Origin of the sequence: Winslowiella arboricola (assembly GCF_025527015.1) — a bacterium.
GTDB classification, from domain to species: Bacteria; Pseudomonadota; Gammaproteobacteria; order Enterobacterales; family Enterobacteriaceae; genus Erwinia; species Erwinia arboricola.
This window is the reverse complement of sequence record NZ_JAODIM010000032.1, coordinates 64,640-81,123: the sequence shown is the minus strand read 5'-3', so window position 1 is coordinate 81,123 and position 16,484 is coordinate 64,640. Positions and strand designations below refer to the sequence as shown.

Below are 16,484 nucleotides of genomic sequence, written 5' to 3'. Positions count from 1 at the left end.
GCGACAAAGACGTTAAATCTCGACCTGCGTCCCCAGTTCAATCACCCGGTTCGGTGGGATTTCAAACTGATCCGGCGCGCGCAGCGCATTACGTTGCAGCGCCATAAACAGCTTGCCGCGCAGACGCAAATACCATGGACGCTTGCCGATGATCAGCGACTCATGCGACATAAAGAACGAAGTCTCCATCATGCGGCAGCATAACCCTTCCAGCCCACAACGATGGAAAATTTCTTCAACGTTTGGCGTTTCACGCCAGCCATAACTGGCTACCACGCGCCAGAAAGTGGGAGACAGCTGCTCAATGGTCACACGCCGAACATTATGCACGTAAGGCGCATCTTCGGTACGCAGCGTCAGCAACACCACCCGCTCGTGCAACACCTTGTTATGTTTCAGGTTATGCAACATAGCAAACGGAATCACATTCAGTGCGCGTGACATATAAACAGCGGTACCAGGCACCCGCACCGGTGGCGATTTCTCCAGTGAGGCGATCATCGCTTCCAGCGAGTTGCCGTGTTCATGCATACGGCGCAGCAGGCGGAAACGCTCGCTTTTCCAGGTGGTCATCACCACAAACATCACCAGTGCCAGGCAGAGCGGCAACCAGCCGCCGGAGAAAATTTTCACCAGGTTGGCGCTAAACAGCGGCACATCAATGCACAGCATCGCCAGCAAAATTAGCCAGACCAGATAGCGATTCCAGCCCCAGTTTTTCACCGCCACCGTACAGCTGAGAATCGAGGTCAGCACCATGGTGCCGGTCACCGCAATACCGTAAGCCGCCGCCAGATTACTGGAGTGTTCAAAGCTGACGATAACAATCACCACCGCAAAGTAGAGCAGCCAGTTAATCACCGGAATATAGATTTGGCCGGATTCATTTTCCGAGGTGTAGATAATGCGCATCGGCGGCAGGTAACCTAAACGCACGGCCTGGCGCGTCAGGGAAAAGACGCCGGAAATCACCGCCTGCGAGGCAATCACCGTCGCCAGCGTGGCGAGGATCAGCATCGGAATCAGCGCCCATTCGGGCGCCAGCAGGAAGAATGGGTTTTTAATCGCTTCCGGATGCTTCAGCAGCAGCGCGCCCTGCCCAAAGTAGTTCAGCGCCAGCGAAGGCACCACCACGGTAAACCACGCCAGACGAATCGGGAACTTACCAAAGTGGCCCATATCGGCATACAGCGCTTCCACCCCGGTGATCGCCAGCACTACCGCGCCAAGGGCAAAGAAGGAAACCTGTTTATATTCAATAAAGAAATGAATCGCCCACGCCGGATTCAGCGCCTGCAACACTTCGGGATTGGCGAGAATACCGCGCGCGCCGAGCACCGCCAGCACGATAAACCACACCAGCATCACCGGCGCAAACAGCTTGCCGACCATCCCGGTGCCGTGCTTCTGGATGACAAACAGCAGCGTCAGCACGGCAATCGACATCGGAACAATATAAGGATCGAGAGCAGGCGCAGCGATTTCCAGTCCCTCTATCGCCGACATCACCGATATCGCCGGGGTAATCACCACCTCGCCATAAAAGAAGCTGCCGCCAATCAGGCCAATAATCACCAGGAATGCGGTGGTGCGGGCACCAGTATTACGGCCCGCCAGCGACATCAGAGTCAAAATCCCGCCTTCACCGGCGTTGTCAGCACGCATCACATAGCTAAGGTATTTCAGCGAGACCACCAGCACCAGCAACCAGAAAATCAGTGACAAAAAGCCAAAAACTGCGTCACGTTCTACACCAAAACCAAACTGGCCAGATAAACATTCACGCAATGTATACAGCGGACTGGTACCGATATCGCCATAAACCACACCTATCGCTGCCAGTGTTACGGCGCCAAGGGACTGCTTCTTGTCAGAACTCATAATTTTATCTTTTGTTGAAGCGGAGTGACGCGCGGGAGCGCGCGGCCCGAACTCGCAAAAACCGCACAGTATGCACGAAATACCATAAAAGCCTACCCCTGGTCGCGGTTCAGATTTGCAAATGGCGTGCATCTTCACCCTTTCGCGATAAAAAAGCTGACTGGTATCAAGTCTTTCAAGCATGATAGCCAGTAGTGTTAGCGCTCGCCTGATAAGCGGCAGAAAAGGATGATTTACTGATTATGGCTCAACCTCATTTACTGGCAGAAAGAATTTCACGCCTCAGCAATGCGTTAGAGAAAGGATTATATGAGCGTCACCACGCCATACGTCTCTGCCTGCTGGCCGCACTTAGCGGTGAAAGCGTGTTTCTGCTCGGGCCGCCGGGTATTGCCAAAAGCCTGATTGCCCGCCGTCTGAAGTACGCCTTCCAACATGCCCGCGCGTTTGAATATCTGATGACCCGTTTCTCCACTCCAGAAGAGGTATTTGGCCCGCTGTCGATTCAGGCGTTAAAAGATGAAGGCCGCTATCAGCGCCTGACCAAAGGCTATCTGCCTGATGCCGAGATTGTGTTCCTCGATGAGATCTGGAAAGCCGGGCCGGCGATTCTGAACACCCTGCTGACCGCAATTAATGAGCGCCGCTTCCGCAATGGCGACCGTGAAGATGCGATTCCGATGCGCCTGCTGGTGACTGCCTCCAATGAATTGCCGGAAGCCGACAGCGGGCTGGAAGCACTGTATGACCGCATGCTGATCCGTCTGTGGCTGGATAATGTGCATGAGAAACAGAACTTCCGCAGCATGCTGACCCATCAGCAGGATGAAAGCATTAATCCGGTGGCGGAAAACCTCTGTATCAGTGACGAAGAGTATCGCGAATGGCAGAAAGGTATCGCGCAGGTGGCGCTGCCGGATAATGTGTTTGAACTGATCTATCAGCTGCGCCAGCAGCTGGAAACCCTGCCGGATGCGCCTTATATCTCCGATCGTCGCTGGAAAAAGGCCATTCACCTGTTGCAGGCCTGCGCTTTCTACAGTGGGCGTAACTCGATTGCCCCTATCGACCTGATTCTGCTGAAAGATTGTCTGTGGCATGACGTGGAATCAATGAAGCTGCTGGATCGTGAAATCGACACTCTGATTACTCAGCAGGCGTGGCAGCAGCAACCGCTATTGATCAAGCTGCAACAGATCGGCGCGCGTCGTCTGGCGCTGCAACAGCAGCAAAGCCTGGAACAGGCGATTAAGCTGGAAAAACATGGTGGTATGTTTAGCCGCAAGCCGCATTACGATCTGCCTGCCGCCCTCATTGATGAGCAACTAACCTTAATGCTGCAAAAGCCGCTGACCCTGCATGATATGCAGGTGACGCATATGGTGGTGACGCGTGAAGCGCTAACGCACTGGCTGCAAAAACCGGGTGAAATGCGCGGCAAGCTGAACGGCATCGGCTTTGCCCAGACGCTGGATATGCAGGTGGATGGCAATGACTGTCTGACAGTGCGTGACGCCAGTTTGCAGGTTTCCCGCCTGATGTTGCCAGGCAAGCAGCAGATCGCGATGCCGGAAGAGATTGTGCAGGCGCTGGATGAGCTGGAGAGCCAGCTGCGCGGCCAGCGCACGCTGTTCAGCCAGCATCAGCGCTGCCTGTTTATCAGTGACGACTGGCTGGCGCGCATCGAAACCAGCCTGCAGGATGTGGCGGAACAGCTGAAACAGGCGCGTAAATGATTTCGCTGGAGACGCTCAGCACCCTGCTCTCGATCGGTGAAGGTGAACTGATTGAAGAGCTGATTCTGGTGCTGCTGGCGTCGCCACAGCTGGCGCTGTTTTTCGAAAAGTTTCCCGGCATGAAAAAAGCGCTGCTGCGCGATCTGCCACGCTGGAAGGCGGAGATCCTCGAAAATCTGAAAACTACGCCGGTCCCTGAAGTACTGGCGAAAGAGTTTGCGCTGTTTCAGCAATACCAGACCATCAGTACCACCACCTTTTCCCGTCAGCTCACGCCGCTACTGACCGAGCTTACCGCGTTACAGTCACCGTTTGTCGAACAGGCCAGTGGGCTGATTGCTCATGCCGATGTCGATAATCTTAGCCAGGCGCAGCACACGCTATTTCTGCAACGCTGGCGCTTAAACCTGACGCTGCAAACCCTGACGCTTAATCAGCAACTGCTGGAGCAGGAGCGCGAAAAACTGCTGGCAGAACTGCAACAGCGGCTGGCGATTAGCGGCCAGCTGGCGCCAATCCTCACCGATAATGATGAAGCAGCAGCCGGACGTTTATGGGATATGAGCGCCAGCAAATTACAGTACGGCGACTATAAACTGATTGTGCAGTACGGCGATTTTCTCGCTCAACAGCCGGAGTTGCTGAAACTGGCGGAACAGCTGGGCCGCAGTCGCGAAGCGAAATCAGTGCCGTCGCAGGACGCGCCATTGGAGGCTTTCCACCAGCTGGTGCGTGAACCCGATAATGTGCCGGAAGAGGTCAGTGGCCTGCATCAGAGCGACGATATCCTGCGTCTGCTGCCGCCCGAGCTGGCGACGCTGGGGATCAGCGAACTGGAGATTGAGTTTTACCGGCGGCTGGTGGAGAAGCGTCTGCTGACCTATCGCCTGCAGGGCGATGCCTGGCACGAAAAAATCAGCCAGCGTCCGGTCAGCCACCAGCAGCATGAGGATGCACCGCGCGGGCCGTTTATTGTCTGTGTCGATACTTCCGGTTCAATGGGCGGTTTTAACGAACGCTGCGCCAAAGCGTTCTGTCTGGCATTGCTGAAAGTGGCGCTGGCGGATAAACGCCGCTGTTACATTATGCTGTTTGCTCACGATGTGGTGGGCTATGAGCTGACCGCCGACGACGGTATTGCCGAGGCGATCCGCTTTTTAAGCCAGCGTTTTCGCGGCGGCACCGATCTGGCCGCCTGTATGGAGGCGGTGGTGCGACGGATGGAAGGTCCGGTCTGGCAGGAAGCAGATGCGGTGGTGGTTTCTGATTTTATTGCCCAGCGCCTGCCTGAAGCGCTGATAAAAACCGTAAAGCAACGCCAGCAGCAGCAACAGCAGCGTTTTCATGCGGTGGCGATGTCGGCTCATGGCAAACCGGGCATTCTGCGTATTTTCGATCATATCTGGCGTTTTGATACCGGACTGAAAAGCCGGCTGCTGCGCCGCTGGAAACGTTAAGACATCATTCTGCAAAGCTTATTTGCTATAGTCATAAATTATCCCTGAACCCTTTGGCCACCCGGGAGCACGACGTGACGCAGCAAGATAACAGCAGCATTGCAGGTTTACCTGCACCAACCCGCACCCTGCTTTTAAGCGGCAACAACGTTGAGCAGAAGCGCCAGCAGCTCCTCAGCTACTTCACCCAGACCTGGGAGTTGTACGAAGATCTGTTCGACTGCCTGGCCGATCAGCGCGCCTGGTTTACCAAGGCGATCTCCTTACGTCATCCGCTTATCTTTTACTTTGGTCATACCGCCACCTTTTATGTTAATAAGCTGATGGCGGGTCAGCATCTTCATCAGCGCGTCGATCCCGCTATTGAAGCGATGATGGCCATCGGCGTCGATGAAATGAGCTGGGATGATCTCGATACCAGCCACTATCAGTGGCCTGCGGTTGAGGAACTGCGTGACTATCGCGGCAAAGTGAAAACCATCGTCAGCGAATTTATTCAAACCATGCCGCTCAGTCTGCCAATTGACTGGAACAGCCCGGCATGGGTGATCCTGATGGGTATTGAGCATGAACGCATCCATCTGGAAACCTCAAGCGTGCTGATGCGTCAGTTACCACTGGAATGGGTCAAACCGCAACCGCACTGGCCAGCCTGTCAGCAGGCACGCCATAACCGCCAGCAGGTTCCGGCTAACAAGCTGCTGTCCGTCGCCGCAGGTCGTGTGACGCAGGGTAAAACTGATGACACCTACGGCTGGGATAACGAATACGGTACGCTGCACAGCGACGTCAAAGCGTTTAAAGCCAGCCAGATGCTGGTCAGCAATGCGGAATTTTTTGAGTTTGTCAGCGCGGGCGGCTACCAGCAGCAGCAGTGGTGGGATGACGAAGGCTGGGGCTGGCGGGAATTCTCCGCTGCCGATAAGCCAACCTTTTGGGTCGGCGATATTACGCAACCCGATCAGCTAAAACTGCGTCTGCTGGCCGAAGAGGTGGCGATGCCATGGGACTGGCCAGCAGAAGTCAATCAGCTGGAAGCCGCCGCCTTCTGCCGCTGGAAAGCTGATGCCACCGGCAAATCGATTCAGTTACCGAGCGAGTCGGAGTGGTATTTACTGCGCGAGCAGCTGGCAGGCGACCAGCCAGACTGGCAACAGGCGCCGGGCAATATCAATCTCGCCTGGTGGGCCTCCTCCTGTCCGGTGGATCGCTTTGCTCAGGGTGAGTTCTTTGATCTGGTCGGTAATGTCTGGCAGTGGACGACCACGCCGATTAATGGCCTGGAAGGCTTTAAGGTCCATCCGCTGTATGACGACTTCTCTACCCCGACCTTTGATGGCAAGCATGCGATTATCAAAGGCGGCAGCTGGATTTCCACCGGCAATGAAGCGCTAAAATCCTCCCGCTATGCGTTCCGCCGCCACTTCTTCCAGCATGCCGGTTTCCGCTATGTGGTCTCCAGCCATCAGGAATCCATGACGCTGAATCCGTATGAAACCGACAGCATGGTGTCGCAGTATCTCGACTTCCAGTACGGGCCGGAATATTTTGGCGTCGCCAACTACGCCAAAGCGCTGGTGGAGATAGCCTGTCGCGTCAGCGAGAAACGTGGCCGCGCGCTGGATATCGGCTGCGCCACCGGTCGCGCCAGCTTCGAACTGGCGCGCCATTTCGATCAGGTGGTGGGAATGGACTACTCGGCGCGCTTTATCGACGTGGCGCTGCAACTGACCAGCGGCGAAGATTTCCGCTATGTCACCCAGGAAGAGGGCGAACTGGTGGAGTATCGCCAGGTGCGGCTGAAAGATTTCGATCTCGGTCCGCAGCAGGCGGCGCGTATTCAGTTTGTGCAGGGCGATGCCTGTAACCTGAAAGCACAGCCCGATCGCTACGATCTGGTGCTGGCATCCAATCTGATCGACCGTCTGCGTCAGCCAAAGCGTTTCCTGCAGGACATCACTACTATGCTGAGCGCTGGTGGGGTATTAATGCTGTCGTCGCCTTACACCTGGCTGGAGGAGTTTACGCCGAAGGAGAACTGGCTGGGCGGTATCCGTGAAAACGGTGAAGCGCTGACCACTTATCAGGCGCTGCAACGCCTGCTGGCTGCCGATTTTGAAGAGATCGCCGCGCCGCAGGATGTGCCTTTTGTTATTCGTGAAACCGCGCGTAAATATCAGCACACCGTTGCACAGTTAACCCTGTGGCATAAACGCTAACCTCCTGCTCACAGCCTGCCCGGGCTGTGAGCCTTTTCCCGTCAGTTGTGACAATAACCGGTTACTGATGGCCGATAATCGGTTAGGTTTAGTTATCTCTATTCTTTAACCCTCACCGGAGTAAACAGTGGCGGACAATCTGCAAATCGATAATCTTGACCGCGGCATTCTGAATGCGTTGATGGATAACGCACGTACCGCCTATGCCGAGCTGGCTAAGGTGTTTAACGTCAGCCCGGGCACGATTCATGTACGGGTCGAGAAGATGAAGCAGGCGGGCATTATTAAAGGAACGCGGGTGGAGATTGATCCTAAACACCTCGGCTATGACGTCTGCTGTTTTATCGGCATTATTTTGAAAAGCGCTAAAGATTACCCTTCGGCGCTGGCGCGGCTGGAAAGCCTTGATGAAGTGGTTGAAGCTTATTACACCACTGGCCATTACAGCATCTTTATTAAGGTGATGTGTCGATCGATCGATGCTCTGCAACAGGTGTTGATCAACAAGATTCAGACCATCGATGAGATCCAGTCCACCGAAACCCTGATCTCACTGCAAAACCCGATTATGCGCACCATTAAGCCCTGACCGGTAGATAACCTTATCCACCGGATCCTTCCGCGGCGGCGTAACTGGCGCCGCACAACTGCATGCCGAATACCCCTGCTTTTCCACAGGTAGATCCCATCTTAATCACAGAGTACAATGCCCCCCTTTGTAGCTCAGAGATCTCATCATGGCCGACATTACCTTAATTAGTGGCAGCACCTTAGGCAGCGCAGAGTATGTTGCTGAACATCTGGCCGAAAAGCTTGAAGATGCCGGCTTCACAACCGAGACTCTGCATGGCCCGGAGTTGCAGGAACTGCCCCTGCAGGGGATCTGGCTGTTAGTGACCTCAACCCATGGTGCGGGCGAGTTACCAGAGAATCTGCAACCGCTGTTTGATGAGATTGAAGAGCAGCAACCCGATCTTTCCGCAGTACGTTATGGTGCAGTGGGCATTGGCAACCGCGAATACGATCTGTTCTGTGGTGCAATAGAGAAGATGGATACCCTGTTAACCGCCTGTGGTGGCAAACGTATTGGTGACCGTCTTGAGATCGACGTGCTGCAACATGAGATCCCGGAAGATCCGGCAGGGGAATGGGTCGAAAGCTGGAAAGCGCTGATTTAATCGCCAGAAAGAGGATCTGCGGCGCCTCTTTTTCTTTATCCGGATGCTTTTTTTTGTCAGATCTGCAGTTTTTTTCACTTGTTTTGTGCAATTTAACTACGATCGTTTGTGGATAACTACTGTACTGACCCCCTAACAACCGGTTGTTATCCCAAGAACAAGGTTGTTCATTCCTTGACCCTGTGTATAAGTAGCCATTTTGATCCCAGCTTATACGGATCAGGATCACCGATCATTCACAGCATTCGATCCTCACTAATCGCTTGATCACCTTGATCAAAAGAGGCTTATCCACAGAGATCGACGATCCTAATAAGAGATCTAATAAAGAGATCCTTAAATAAAAAAGATCTTTCTTTTTAATACCTGACGATCCCGGCGCTTTCGCCATCGTCTAAAGTTGAGTAGAATCCACGCCCCAGGGAAATCTCCCTGAACGTCCAATCGCGAGGTGCAGTACCATGTTCTATCCAGATCCTTTTGACGTCATCGTTATCGGTGGTGGTCATGCGGGAACAGAAGCCGCGATGGCTGCTGCCCGAATGGGTCAACAAACCCTGTTGTTAACCCACAACATTGATACTCTGGGACAGATGTCCTGTAACCCGGCGGTCGGGGGTATCGGCAAGGGACATCTGGTGAAGGAAGTGGATGCACTTGGCGGGCTGATGGCCCATGCCATCGACCAGGCAGGTATCCAGTTTAGGATACTAAACGCCAGCAAAGGTCCTGCCGTGCGAGCGACGCGTGCTCAGGCTGACCGCGTACTCTATCGGCAGGCGGTACGTACGGCGCTGGAGAACCAGCCGAACCTGATGATCTTTCAGCAGGCGGTTGAAGATCTGATTGTCGAGAACGATCGCGTTGTTGGTGCTGTAACCCAGATGGGACTGAAATTCCGCGCTAAAGCGGTGGTGCTGACGGTTGGCACTTTCCTCGACGGAAAAATTCATATCGGGCTGGATAACTACAGCGGTGGCCGTGCTGGCGATCCGCCATCCATTCCGCTGGCACGTCGGTTGCGTGAGTTACCACTGCGCGTCAGTCGTCTGAAAACCGGTACGCCACCGCGTATCGATGCCCGTACCATCGATTTCAGCGTGCTGGCGCCACAGCATGGCGATACGCCAATGCCGGTATTCTCGTTTATGGGCAGTGTGTCACAGCATCCGCAACAGGTGCCTTGCTACATCACCTCGACCAACGAAAAAACCCATGACGTGATCCGTAATAACCTCGATCGCAGCCCGATGTACGCCGGCGTGATCGAAGGTATTGGCCCACGTTACTGCCCGTCGATCGAAGACAAAGTGATGCGTTTTGCCGATCGTAACGCACACCAGATTTTCCTCGAGCCGGAAGGCTTAACCAGCAATGAAATCTACCCGAACGGTATTTCAACCAGCCTGCCATTTGATGTGCAGATGCAGATTGTCCGCTCGATGCAGGGGATGGAAAATGCGCGTATTGTGCGTCCGGGCTATGCGATCGAGTATGATTTCTTTGATCCACGCGATCTGAAACCGACGCTGGAAAGCAAATATATCAATGGCTTGTTCTTTGCCGGCCAGATCAACGGCACCACCGGCTACGAAGAAGCCGCGGCCCAAGGTTTGCTGGCCGGTCTGAATGCCGGTCGTCTCTCTGCCGACAAAGAGAGCTGGGCGCCACGTCGCGATCAGGCTTACCTTGGCGTGCTGGTTGACGATCTTTGCACCCTCGGTACCAAAGAACCGTACCGCATGTTCACTTCCCGCGCTGAATATCGTCTGATGCTGCGTGAAGATAATGCCGATCTGCGTCTGACCGAAACCGGCCGCGAGCTGGGGCTGGTGGATGATGCCCGCTGGGCGCGTTACAGCGAGAAGCTGGAGAGCATCGAGAAAGAGCGCCAGCGTCTGCGTGATATCTGGGTGCATCCGAAGTCCGCCAGCGTTGAAAAAATCAATGGCGTACTCAGCGCTGCGCTGACCAAAGAGGCCAGCGGTGAAGATCTGCTGCGTCGCCCGGAGATGACCTACGAAAAACTGATGACGCTGGATCTGTTTGCCCCGTCATTAAGCGATGTGCAGGCTGCCGGGCAGGTTGAGATCCAGGTGAAGTACGAAGGGTATATCGCCCGTCAGCAGGAAGAGATTGAACGCCAGCTGCGGAATGAAAATACCCTGCTGCCCGCCACGCTGGATTATCAGCAGGTGAGTGGCCTGTCGAACGAAGTGATCGCCAAGCTGAACGATCATAAACCTGGCTCCATCGGTCAGGCTTCGCGTATCTCGGGGATTACTCCAGCCGCTATCTCAATTCTGCTTATCTGGCTGAAGAAACAAGGTCTGTTACGTAAAAGCGCCTGACACCAGAATACCAACGGGAGCCGATAACGGCTCCCCTACGGCTGATTCATGTAGGGGCGGCGTTATCGCCGCCCGTGACATCACCACACCTATTGACGGAACTTGCTGTGATCAACAAACTCTCCGCTCTGCTAAACGCCGCTAACATTTCCCTGTCCGATCAGCAAAAGCACCAGCTGGTGGGTTATGTTGAAATGCTGCATAAGTGGAATAAAGCCTATAATCTGACTTCCGTGCGTGACCCGGAGCAGATGCTGGTGCGCCATATTCTCGACAGTATTGTGGTGGAGCCACACCTGCAGGGCAGCCGTTTTATCGATGTCGGCACCGGACCTGGATTACCTGGCATCCCGCTGGCGATTGTGCGTCCTGATGCCCATTTCACGCTGCTGGATAGCCTCGGCAAGCGTGTGCGTTTTCTGCGTCAGGTACAGCATGAGCTGAAGCTGGAAAATATCACTCCGGTACAGAGCCGGGTGGAAGATTTCCCGTCAGATCCGCCGTTCGATGGCGTCATCAGCCGTGCTTTCGCCTCGCTGAACGATATGCTGAGCTGGTGTCACCATTTACCGGCGAACAATGGTGCCTTTTATGCGCTAAAAGGGGTGTTGCCAGAGGACGAAATTGCGGCTTTACCGGCGGGTTTTAGCGTCAGTAAAAGCGTGCGTCTGGTGGTTCCTCAGCTTGAGGGTGAACGTCATCTGGTGATTATTCAGGCGGATTAACCCCTGAATAAGTCAGGATATAACCTGCTGCAGCCATTTGAGTTAGGTGTTAAGCTGCGTGGAAATTAGCCATTCGTGCATTTTCCACCGGCATTTTTTCTGACCCAATCTGTTTCATTCAGGTTAAATCAGCAGATGGAAATTATTCGTCATCATCCGTTACATTTAACGTTAAATTCACATTTCATTATCAAGATTATCACTTCTCTCAGTTTGTTTAAGTGAAACGATAATCACTCCGGAAAATATATCCCGATAAATGAGTGGCGTTAGTCCGGGGATTATAGAAATTGAAAGTTTGCTGACGATGTCAATATAAGGTTTTTATCAACGATAATGGGCGTTTTTAAATTAAAGTAACGTATCTGACTGTTGTATATGGATTTAGTTATTATTTTTTCTATAATAACTGCAAAAAAAGCGTATAATATTTCGCCATTGTATTACTGATTTGTGATCCATAGCACGCTTTATGAGCGAGGTTTCGTTGCTATTGCAGCAAATTTACTTCGGTTTACTGTTCTTTGCGCTTTTGAAAAACAGGCTGTCAGAAAGAAATTTAAATAATTGTTCACCTTTTCGCTACTTATCCATTGAAATCGTAGGTGTGCCCCGTATAATTTGCTCGTTTTTTGCTGCTTGACTCAAATGAGTAAAGGCAGTTTTATACGACACGCGACATACCCCGAACGGGGCAGGAGAATTTAGCGTCATGTCAGTGTCTCTTTACAGTGTGAAATTTGCCCGGACCGTGCTGCTTCTTCAGCTGGTGACTTTTGTCGTAATCGGAATGCTGTTTACCCTGAAAGGTGTCACCTGGGGCGCATCTGCCATCGCCGGTGGACTGGCAGCGTGGCTGCCAAATAGTTTGTTTATGATTTTAGCCTGGCGCCTTGGCGCGCAAACACCCGCGAAAGGCCGTGTTGCCTGGAGCTTCGCCATCGGCGAGGTGTTGAAGGTGTTTGCCACGATTATTCTTCTGATCGTGGCGCTGGGAGTCTTCGATGCGGTGTTTTTGCCGCTCGGGCTGACGTGGTTATCGGTGCTGGTTGTGCAGATACTGGCACCGGCTGTAATTAACAACAAAGGGTAAGAGGCATCATGGCTGCAGGAGAAATCTCTACTCCGCAAGAATACATAGGTCACCACCTGAATAACCTTCAGCTGGACCTGCGTACTTTCGAGTTAGTGAACCCGCACGACGCGCCGGCGTCTTTCTGGGTATTAAATATCGATTCCATGTTTTTCTCTGTGGTGCTGGGTCTGCTGTTCCTGGTGCTGTTCCGTAAAGTAGCGAAAACGGCTACCAGCGGTGTACCAGGGAAATTCCAGACGGCTATTGAACTGGTGGTAGGCTTTGTTGACGGCAACGTTCGCGACATGTACCACGGTAAAAGCAAACTTATCGCCCCGCTGGCCCTGACGATTTTCGTCTGGGTGTTCCTGATGAACTTCATGGACTTGCTGCCTATCGACCTGCTGCCGTATATCGGTGAGCACTGGTTCGGTCTGCCGGCACTGCGTGTTGTCCCTTCAGCTGACGTTAACGTCACGCTGTCGATGGCACTGGGCGTATTTATTTTGATTCTGTTCTACAGCATCAAGATGAAAGGCATCGGCGGCTTTACGAAAGAGCTGACCCTGCAACCCTTTAATCACCCGATCTTCATCCCTATCAACCTGATTCTTGAAGGTGTGAGCCTGCTGTCCAAGCCTGTTTCTCTGGGTCTGCGACTGTTCGGCAACATGTATGCGGGTGAATTGATTTTTATCCTGATTGCCGGCCTGTTGCCGTGGTGGTCACAGTGGATTCTGAGTGTCCCTTGGGCCATTTTCCACATCCTGATCATTTCGCTACAGGCTTTCATTTTCATGGTCTTAACGATTGTCTATCTGTCGATGGCATCTGAAGAACATTGATTTTTTTCTCAACACTACTGCGTTATAACTGAAACAAACTGGAGACTGTCATGGAAAACCTGAATATGGATCTGCTGTACATGGCTGCCGCTGTGATGATGGGCCTGGCGGCAATCGGTGCTGCGATCGGTATCGGCATCCTCGGAGGCAAATTCCTGGAAGGCGCTGCGCGTCAACCGGATCTGATTCCTCTGCTGCGTACGCAGTTCTTTGTTGTCATGGGTCTGGTGGATGCAATCCCGATGATCGCTGTTGGTCTGGGTCTGTACGTGATGTTTGCTGTCGCGTAATAACAGATTGTTCATCGGGCACCAACGTATCGGTTGCACGATGAACGGACTCTGCCGCTGTCTTTAGATAACGGCAGATTAAGTTAACTTAACAAGAGGCATTGTGCTGTGAACCTTAACGCAACAATCCTCGGCCAGGCTATCGCGTTCGTCCTGTTTGTCCTGTTCTGCATGAAGTACGTATGGCCGCCGATTATGGCTGCCATCGAAAAGCGCCAGAAAGAAATTGCTGAAGGCCTTGCTTCCGCTGAACGTGCCAAAAAAGATCTGGATCTTGCGCAGGCTAATGCGACCGACCAGCTGAAAAAAGCGAAAGATGAAGCCCAGGTAATTATTGAACAGGCTAACAAACGCCGTGCTCAAATCCTGGACGAAGCGAAAGCTGAGGCTGAGCAGGAACGTAACAAGATCGTCACCCAGGCTCAGGCGGAAATTGACGCAGAGACTAAACGTGCACGTGAAGAGTTGCGTAAGCAAGTCGCGATGCTGGCAATTGCCGGCGCCGAGAAGATCATTGAACGTTCCGTGGATGAAGCTGCTAATAGCGACATCGTAGATAAACTGGTCGCTGAACTGTAAGGAGGGAGGGGCTGATGTCTGAATTTGTAACTGTAGCTCGCCCCTACGCCAAAGCAGCTTTTGACTTTGCTGTTGAGCATCAAAATGTCGATCGCTGGCAGCAGATGCTGGCGTTTGCCGCTGAAGTGGCAAGCAATGAACAGATGACAGATCTTCTCTCCGGCGCCATGGCGCCGGAAGCTACTTCTGCATCTTTCAACGCAATCTGTGGCGATCAACTCGACGAAGCTGGCCAGAACCTGATTAAGGTAATGGCAGAAAACAAACGTTTACCCGCGCTCCCGGATGTACTGGCTCAGTATATACAACTGCGTGCCGCATATGATGCGACCGCCGAAGTTGAAGTTATCTCTGCCAATGCTCTGAGTGACGAACAGCTGACTAAAATCAGCGCCGCGATGGAAAAACGTCTGTCTCGCAAAGTTAAGCTGAATTGCAAAATTGATAAGTCTGTAGTGGCAGGCGTTATCGTCCGCTCGGGTGATATGGTGATTGACGGCAGCGTACGCGGTCGTCTTGAGCGTCTGGCAGACGTCTTGCAGTCTTAAGGGGACTTGGAGCATATGCAACTGAATTCCACCGAAATCAGCGAACTGATCAAGCAGCGCATTGCTCAGTTCAATGTAGTGAGCGAAGCTCACAATGAAGGTACTATTGTTTCTGTAAGTGACGGTATCATCCGCGTACACGGCCTGGCCGATGTGATGCAGGGTGAGATGATTGCCCTGCCGGGTAACCGTTACGCTATCGCACTGAACCTCGAGCGTGACTCGGTAGGTGCAGTTGTGATGGGCCCGTACGCTGACCTTGCCGAAGGCATGAAAGTTAAGTGTACTGGTCGTATTCTGGAAGTTCCGGTTGGTCGTGGCCTGTTAGGTCGCGTGCTGAACACGCTGGGCGCACCTATTGATGGCAAAGGCGCCATTGATAACGATGGCTTCTCGCCAATCGAAGTGATTGCACCTGGCGTTATCGAACGTCAGTCTGTTGATCAGCCTGTTCAGACCGGTTACAAATCTGTCGATGCAATGATTCCAATCGGCCGTGGCCAGCGTGAGCTGATCATCGGTGACCGTCAGACCGGTAAAACCGCGATGGCGATCGATGCAATCATCAACCAGCGTGATTCCGGTATTAAATGTGTGTACGTGGCCATCGGCCAGAAAGCGTCCACCATTTCTAACGTGGTTCGTAAGCTGGAAGAACACAACGCACTGGCTAACACCATTGTTGTGGTTGCTACTGCATCAGAATCCGCTGCACTGCAATACCTGGCGCCGTATGCCGGTTGTGCGATGGGCGAATATTTCCGTGACCGCGGTGAAGATGCACTGATCGTTTACGATGACCTGTCTAAACAGGCTATTGCATACCGTCAGGTTTCCCTGCTGCTGCGTCGTCCGCCGGGTCGTGAAGCATTCCCTGGTGACGTGTTCTACCTCCACTCCCGTCTGCTGGAGCGTGCATCTCGCGTTAACGCGGAGTACGTTGAAGCATTCACCAAAGGTGAAGTGAAAGGTAAAACCGGTTCTCTGACTGCGCTGCCAATCATCGAAACCCAGGCAGGTGACGTTTCTGCGTTCGTTCCAACCAACGTAATTTCGATTACTGATGGTCAGATCTTCCTGGAAACTAACCTGTTTAACTCCGGTATTCGTCCGGCAGTTAACCCGGGTATCTCCGTATCTCGTGTGGGCGGTGCTGCTCAGACCAAGATCATCAAGAAACTGTCCGGTGGTATTCGTACCGCGCTGGCGCAGTATCGTGAACTGGCGGCGTTCTCTCAGTTCGCTTCCGATCTGGATGAAGCAACCCGCAAACAGCTGAGCCACGGCCAGAAAGTGACTGAGCTGCTGAAGCAGAAACAGTATGCACCTATGTCTGTTGCACAGCAGGGTCTGGTACTGTTCGCTGCTGAACGTGGTTATCTGAATGACGTCGAACTGGCGAAAATCGGTAGCTTCGAAGCTGCGCTGCTGGCTTACGCGGATCGCGATCACGTCGAGCTGATGGCTGAAATCAACCAGTCGGGTAACTACAACAACGATATCGAAGAGAAGCTGAAAGGCCTGCTCGATACGTTCAAAGCAACCCAGTCCTGGTAACGTCTGGCGGCTTGTCCTGATAGGGCAAGCCGCAAGGCTTTGA

14 protein-coding genes are annotated in these 16,484 nt (G+C 53.1%); 13 read left to right on the top strand and 1 reads right to left on the bottom strand.

The window, feature by feature from the left end; genetic code table 11:
- Positions 1 to 12 precede the first annotated feature (12 nt).
- Positions 13 to 1,881, bottom strand: a complete 1,869-nt coding sequence (kup, locus tag N5923_RS01880; protein WP_267141771.1) for a low affinity potassium transporter Kup — start codon at positions 1,879 to 1,881, stop codon at positions 13 to 15.
- Positions 1,882 to 2,123: 242 nt separating this feature from the next.
- Between kup and ravA the strand changes: the two genes are divergently transcribed.
- The 13 genes from ravA to atpA all read left to right on the top strand — a co-directional run bounded on the left by ravA (position 2,124) and on the right by atpA (position 16,441).
- Positions 2,124 to 3,617 (top strand): ATPase RavA, encoded by a 1,494-nt coding sequence (ravA, locus tag N5923_RS01875; protein ID WP_267141770.1) that lies wholly within the window; start codon positions 2,124 to 2,126, stop codon positions 3,615 to 3,617.
- Positions 3,614 to 5,074 (top strand): ATPase RavA stimulator ViaA, encoded by a 1,461-nt coding sequence (viaA, locus tag N5923_RS01870; RefSeq protein ID WP_267141769.1) that lies wholly within the window; start codon positions 3,614 to 3,616, stop codon positions 5,072 to 5,074. The genes ravA and viaA overlap by 4 nt, the downstream gene beginning before the upstream one ends.
- 53 nt (positions 5,075 to 5,127) lie before the next feature.
- A complete protein-coding gene (gene ovoA, locus N5923_RS01865; RefSeq protein WP_267141768.1) occupies positions 5,128 to 7,293 on the top strand; it encodes a 5-histidylcysteine sulfoxide synthase in 2,166 nt (721 codons plus the stop codon).
- Between the two features lie 127 nt (positions 7,294 to 7,420).
- Positions 7,421 to 7,882, top strand: a complete 462-nt coding sequence (gene asnC, locus N5923_RS01860) for a transcriptional regulator AsnC (RefSeq protein ID WP_267141767.1) — start codon at positions 7,421 to 7,423, stop codon at positions 7,880 to 7,882.
- 148 nt (positions 7,883 to 8,030) lie between these two features.
- On the top strand, positions 8,031 to 8,471 hold the full coding sequence (gene mioC / locus N5923_RS01855) for an FMN-binding protein MioC (RefSeq protein ID WP_267141766.1): 441 nt from the start codon (positions 8,031 to 8,033) through the stop codon (positions 8,469 to 8,471).
- A 461-nt stretch (positions 8,472 to 8,932) separates the two neighbouring features.
- Positions 8,933 to 10,822 carry a tRNA uridine-5-carboxymethylaminomethyl(34) synthesis enzyme MnmG gene (gene mnmG / locus N5923_RS01850; protein WP_267141765.1) on the top strand — a complete coding sequence of 630 codons (1,890 nt, stop codon included), beginning with the start codon at positions 8,933 to 8,935 and terminating at the stop codon, positions 10,820 to 10,822.
- Positions 10,823 to 10,929: 107 nt separating this feature from the next.
- Positions 10,930 to 11,547 carry a 16S rRNA (guanine(527)-N(7))-methyltransferase RsmG gene (gene rsmG / locus N5923_RS01845; protein ID WP_267141764.1) on the top strand — a complete coding sequence of 206 codons (618 nt, stop codon included), beginning with the start codon at positions 10,930 to 10,932 and terminating at the stop codon, positions 11,545 to 11,547.
- A gap of 712 nt (positions 11,548 to 12,259) precedes the next feature.
- A complete protein-coding gene (atpI, locus tag N5923_RS01840) occupies positions 12,260 to 12,640 on the top strand; it encodes a F0F1 ATP synthase subunit I (protein ID WP_267141763.1) in 381 nt (126 codons plus the stop codon).
- An 8-nt stretch (positions 12,641 to 12,648) separates the two neighbouring features.
- On the top strand, positions 12,649 to 13,467 hold the full coding sequence (gene atpB / locus N5923_RS01835; RefSeq protein ID WP_017800286.1) for a F0F1 ATP synthase subunit A: 819 nt from the start codon (positions 12,649 to 12,651) through the stop codon (positions 13,465 to 13,467).
- 50 nt (positions 13,468 to 13,517) lie between these two features.
- Positions 13,518 to 13,757 (top strand): F0F1 ATP synthase subunit C, encoded by a 240-nt coding sequence (gene atpE, locus N5923_RS01830; protein WP_003849523.1) that lies wholly within the window; start codon positions 13,518 to 13,520, stop codon positions 13,755 to 13,757.
- A gap of 108 nt (positions 13,758 to 13,865) precedes the next feature.
- A complete protein-coding gene (gene atpF / locus N5923_RS01825; protein WP_017800287.1) occupies positions 13,866 to 14,336 on the top strand; it encodes a F0F1 ATP synthase subunit B in 471 nt (156 codons plus the stop codon).
- A gap of 14 nt (positions 14,337 to 14,350) precedes the next feature.
- Entirely contained in the window at positions 14,351 to 14,884 is a 534-nt protein-coding gene (gene atpH, locus N5923_RS01820; RefSeq protein WP_267141762.1) for a F0F1 ATP synthase subunit delta, read from the top strand.
- A 15-nt stretch (positions 14,885 to 14,899) separates the two neighbouring features.
- A complete protein-coding gene (atpA, locus tag N5923_RS01815) occupies positions 14,900 to 16,441 on the top strand; it encodes a F0F1 ATP synthase subunit alpha (RefSeq protein ID WP_267141761.1) in 1,542 nt (513 codons plus the stop codon).
- The last annotated feature ends 43 nt before the right edge of the window (positions 16,442 to 16,484 follow it).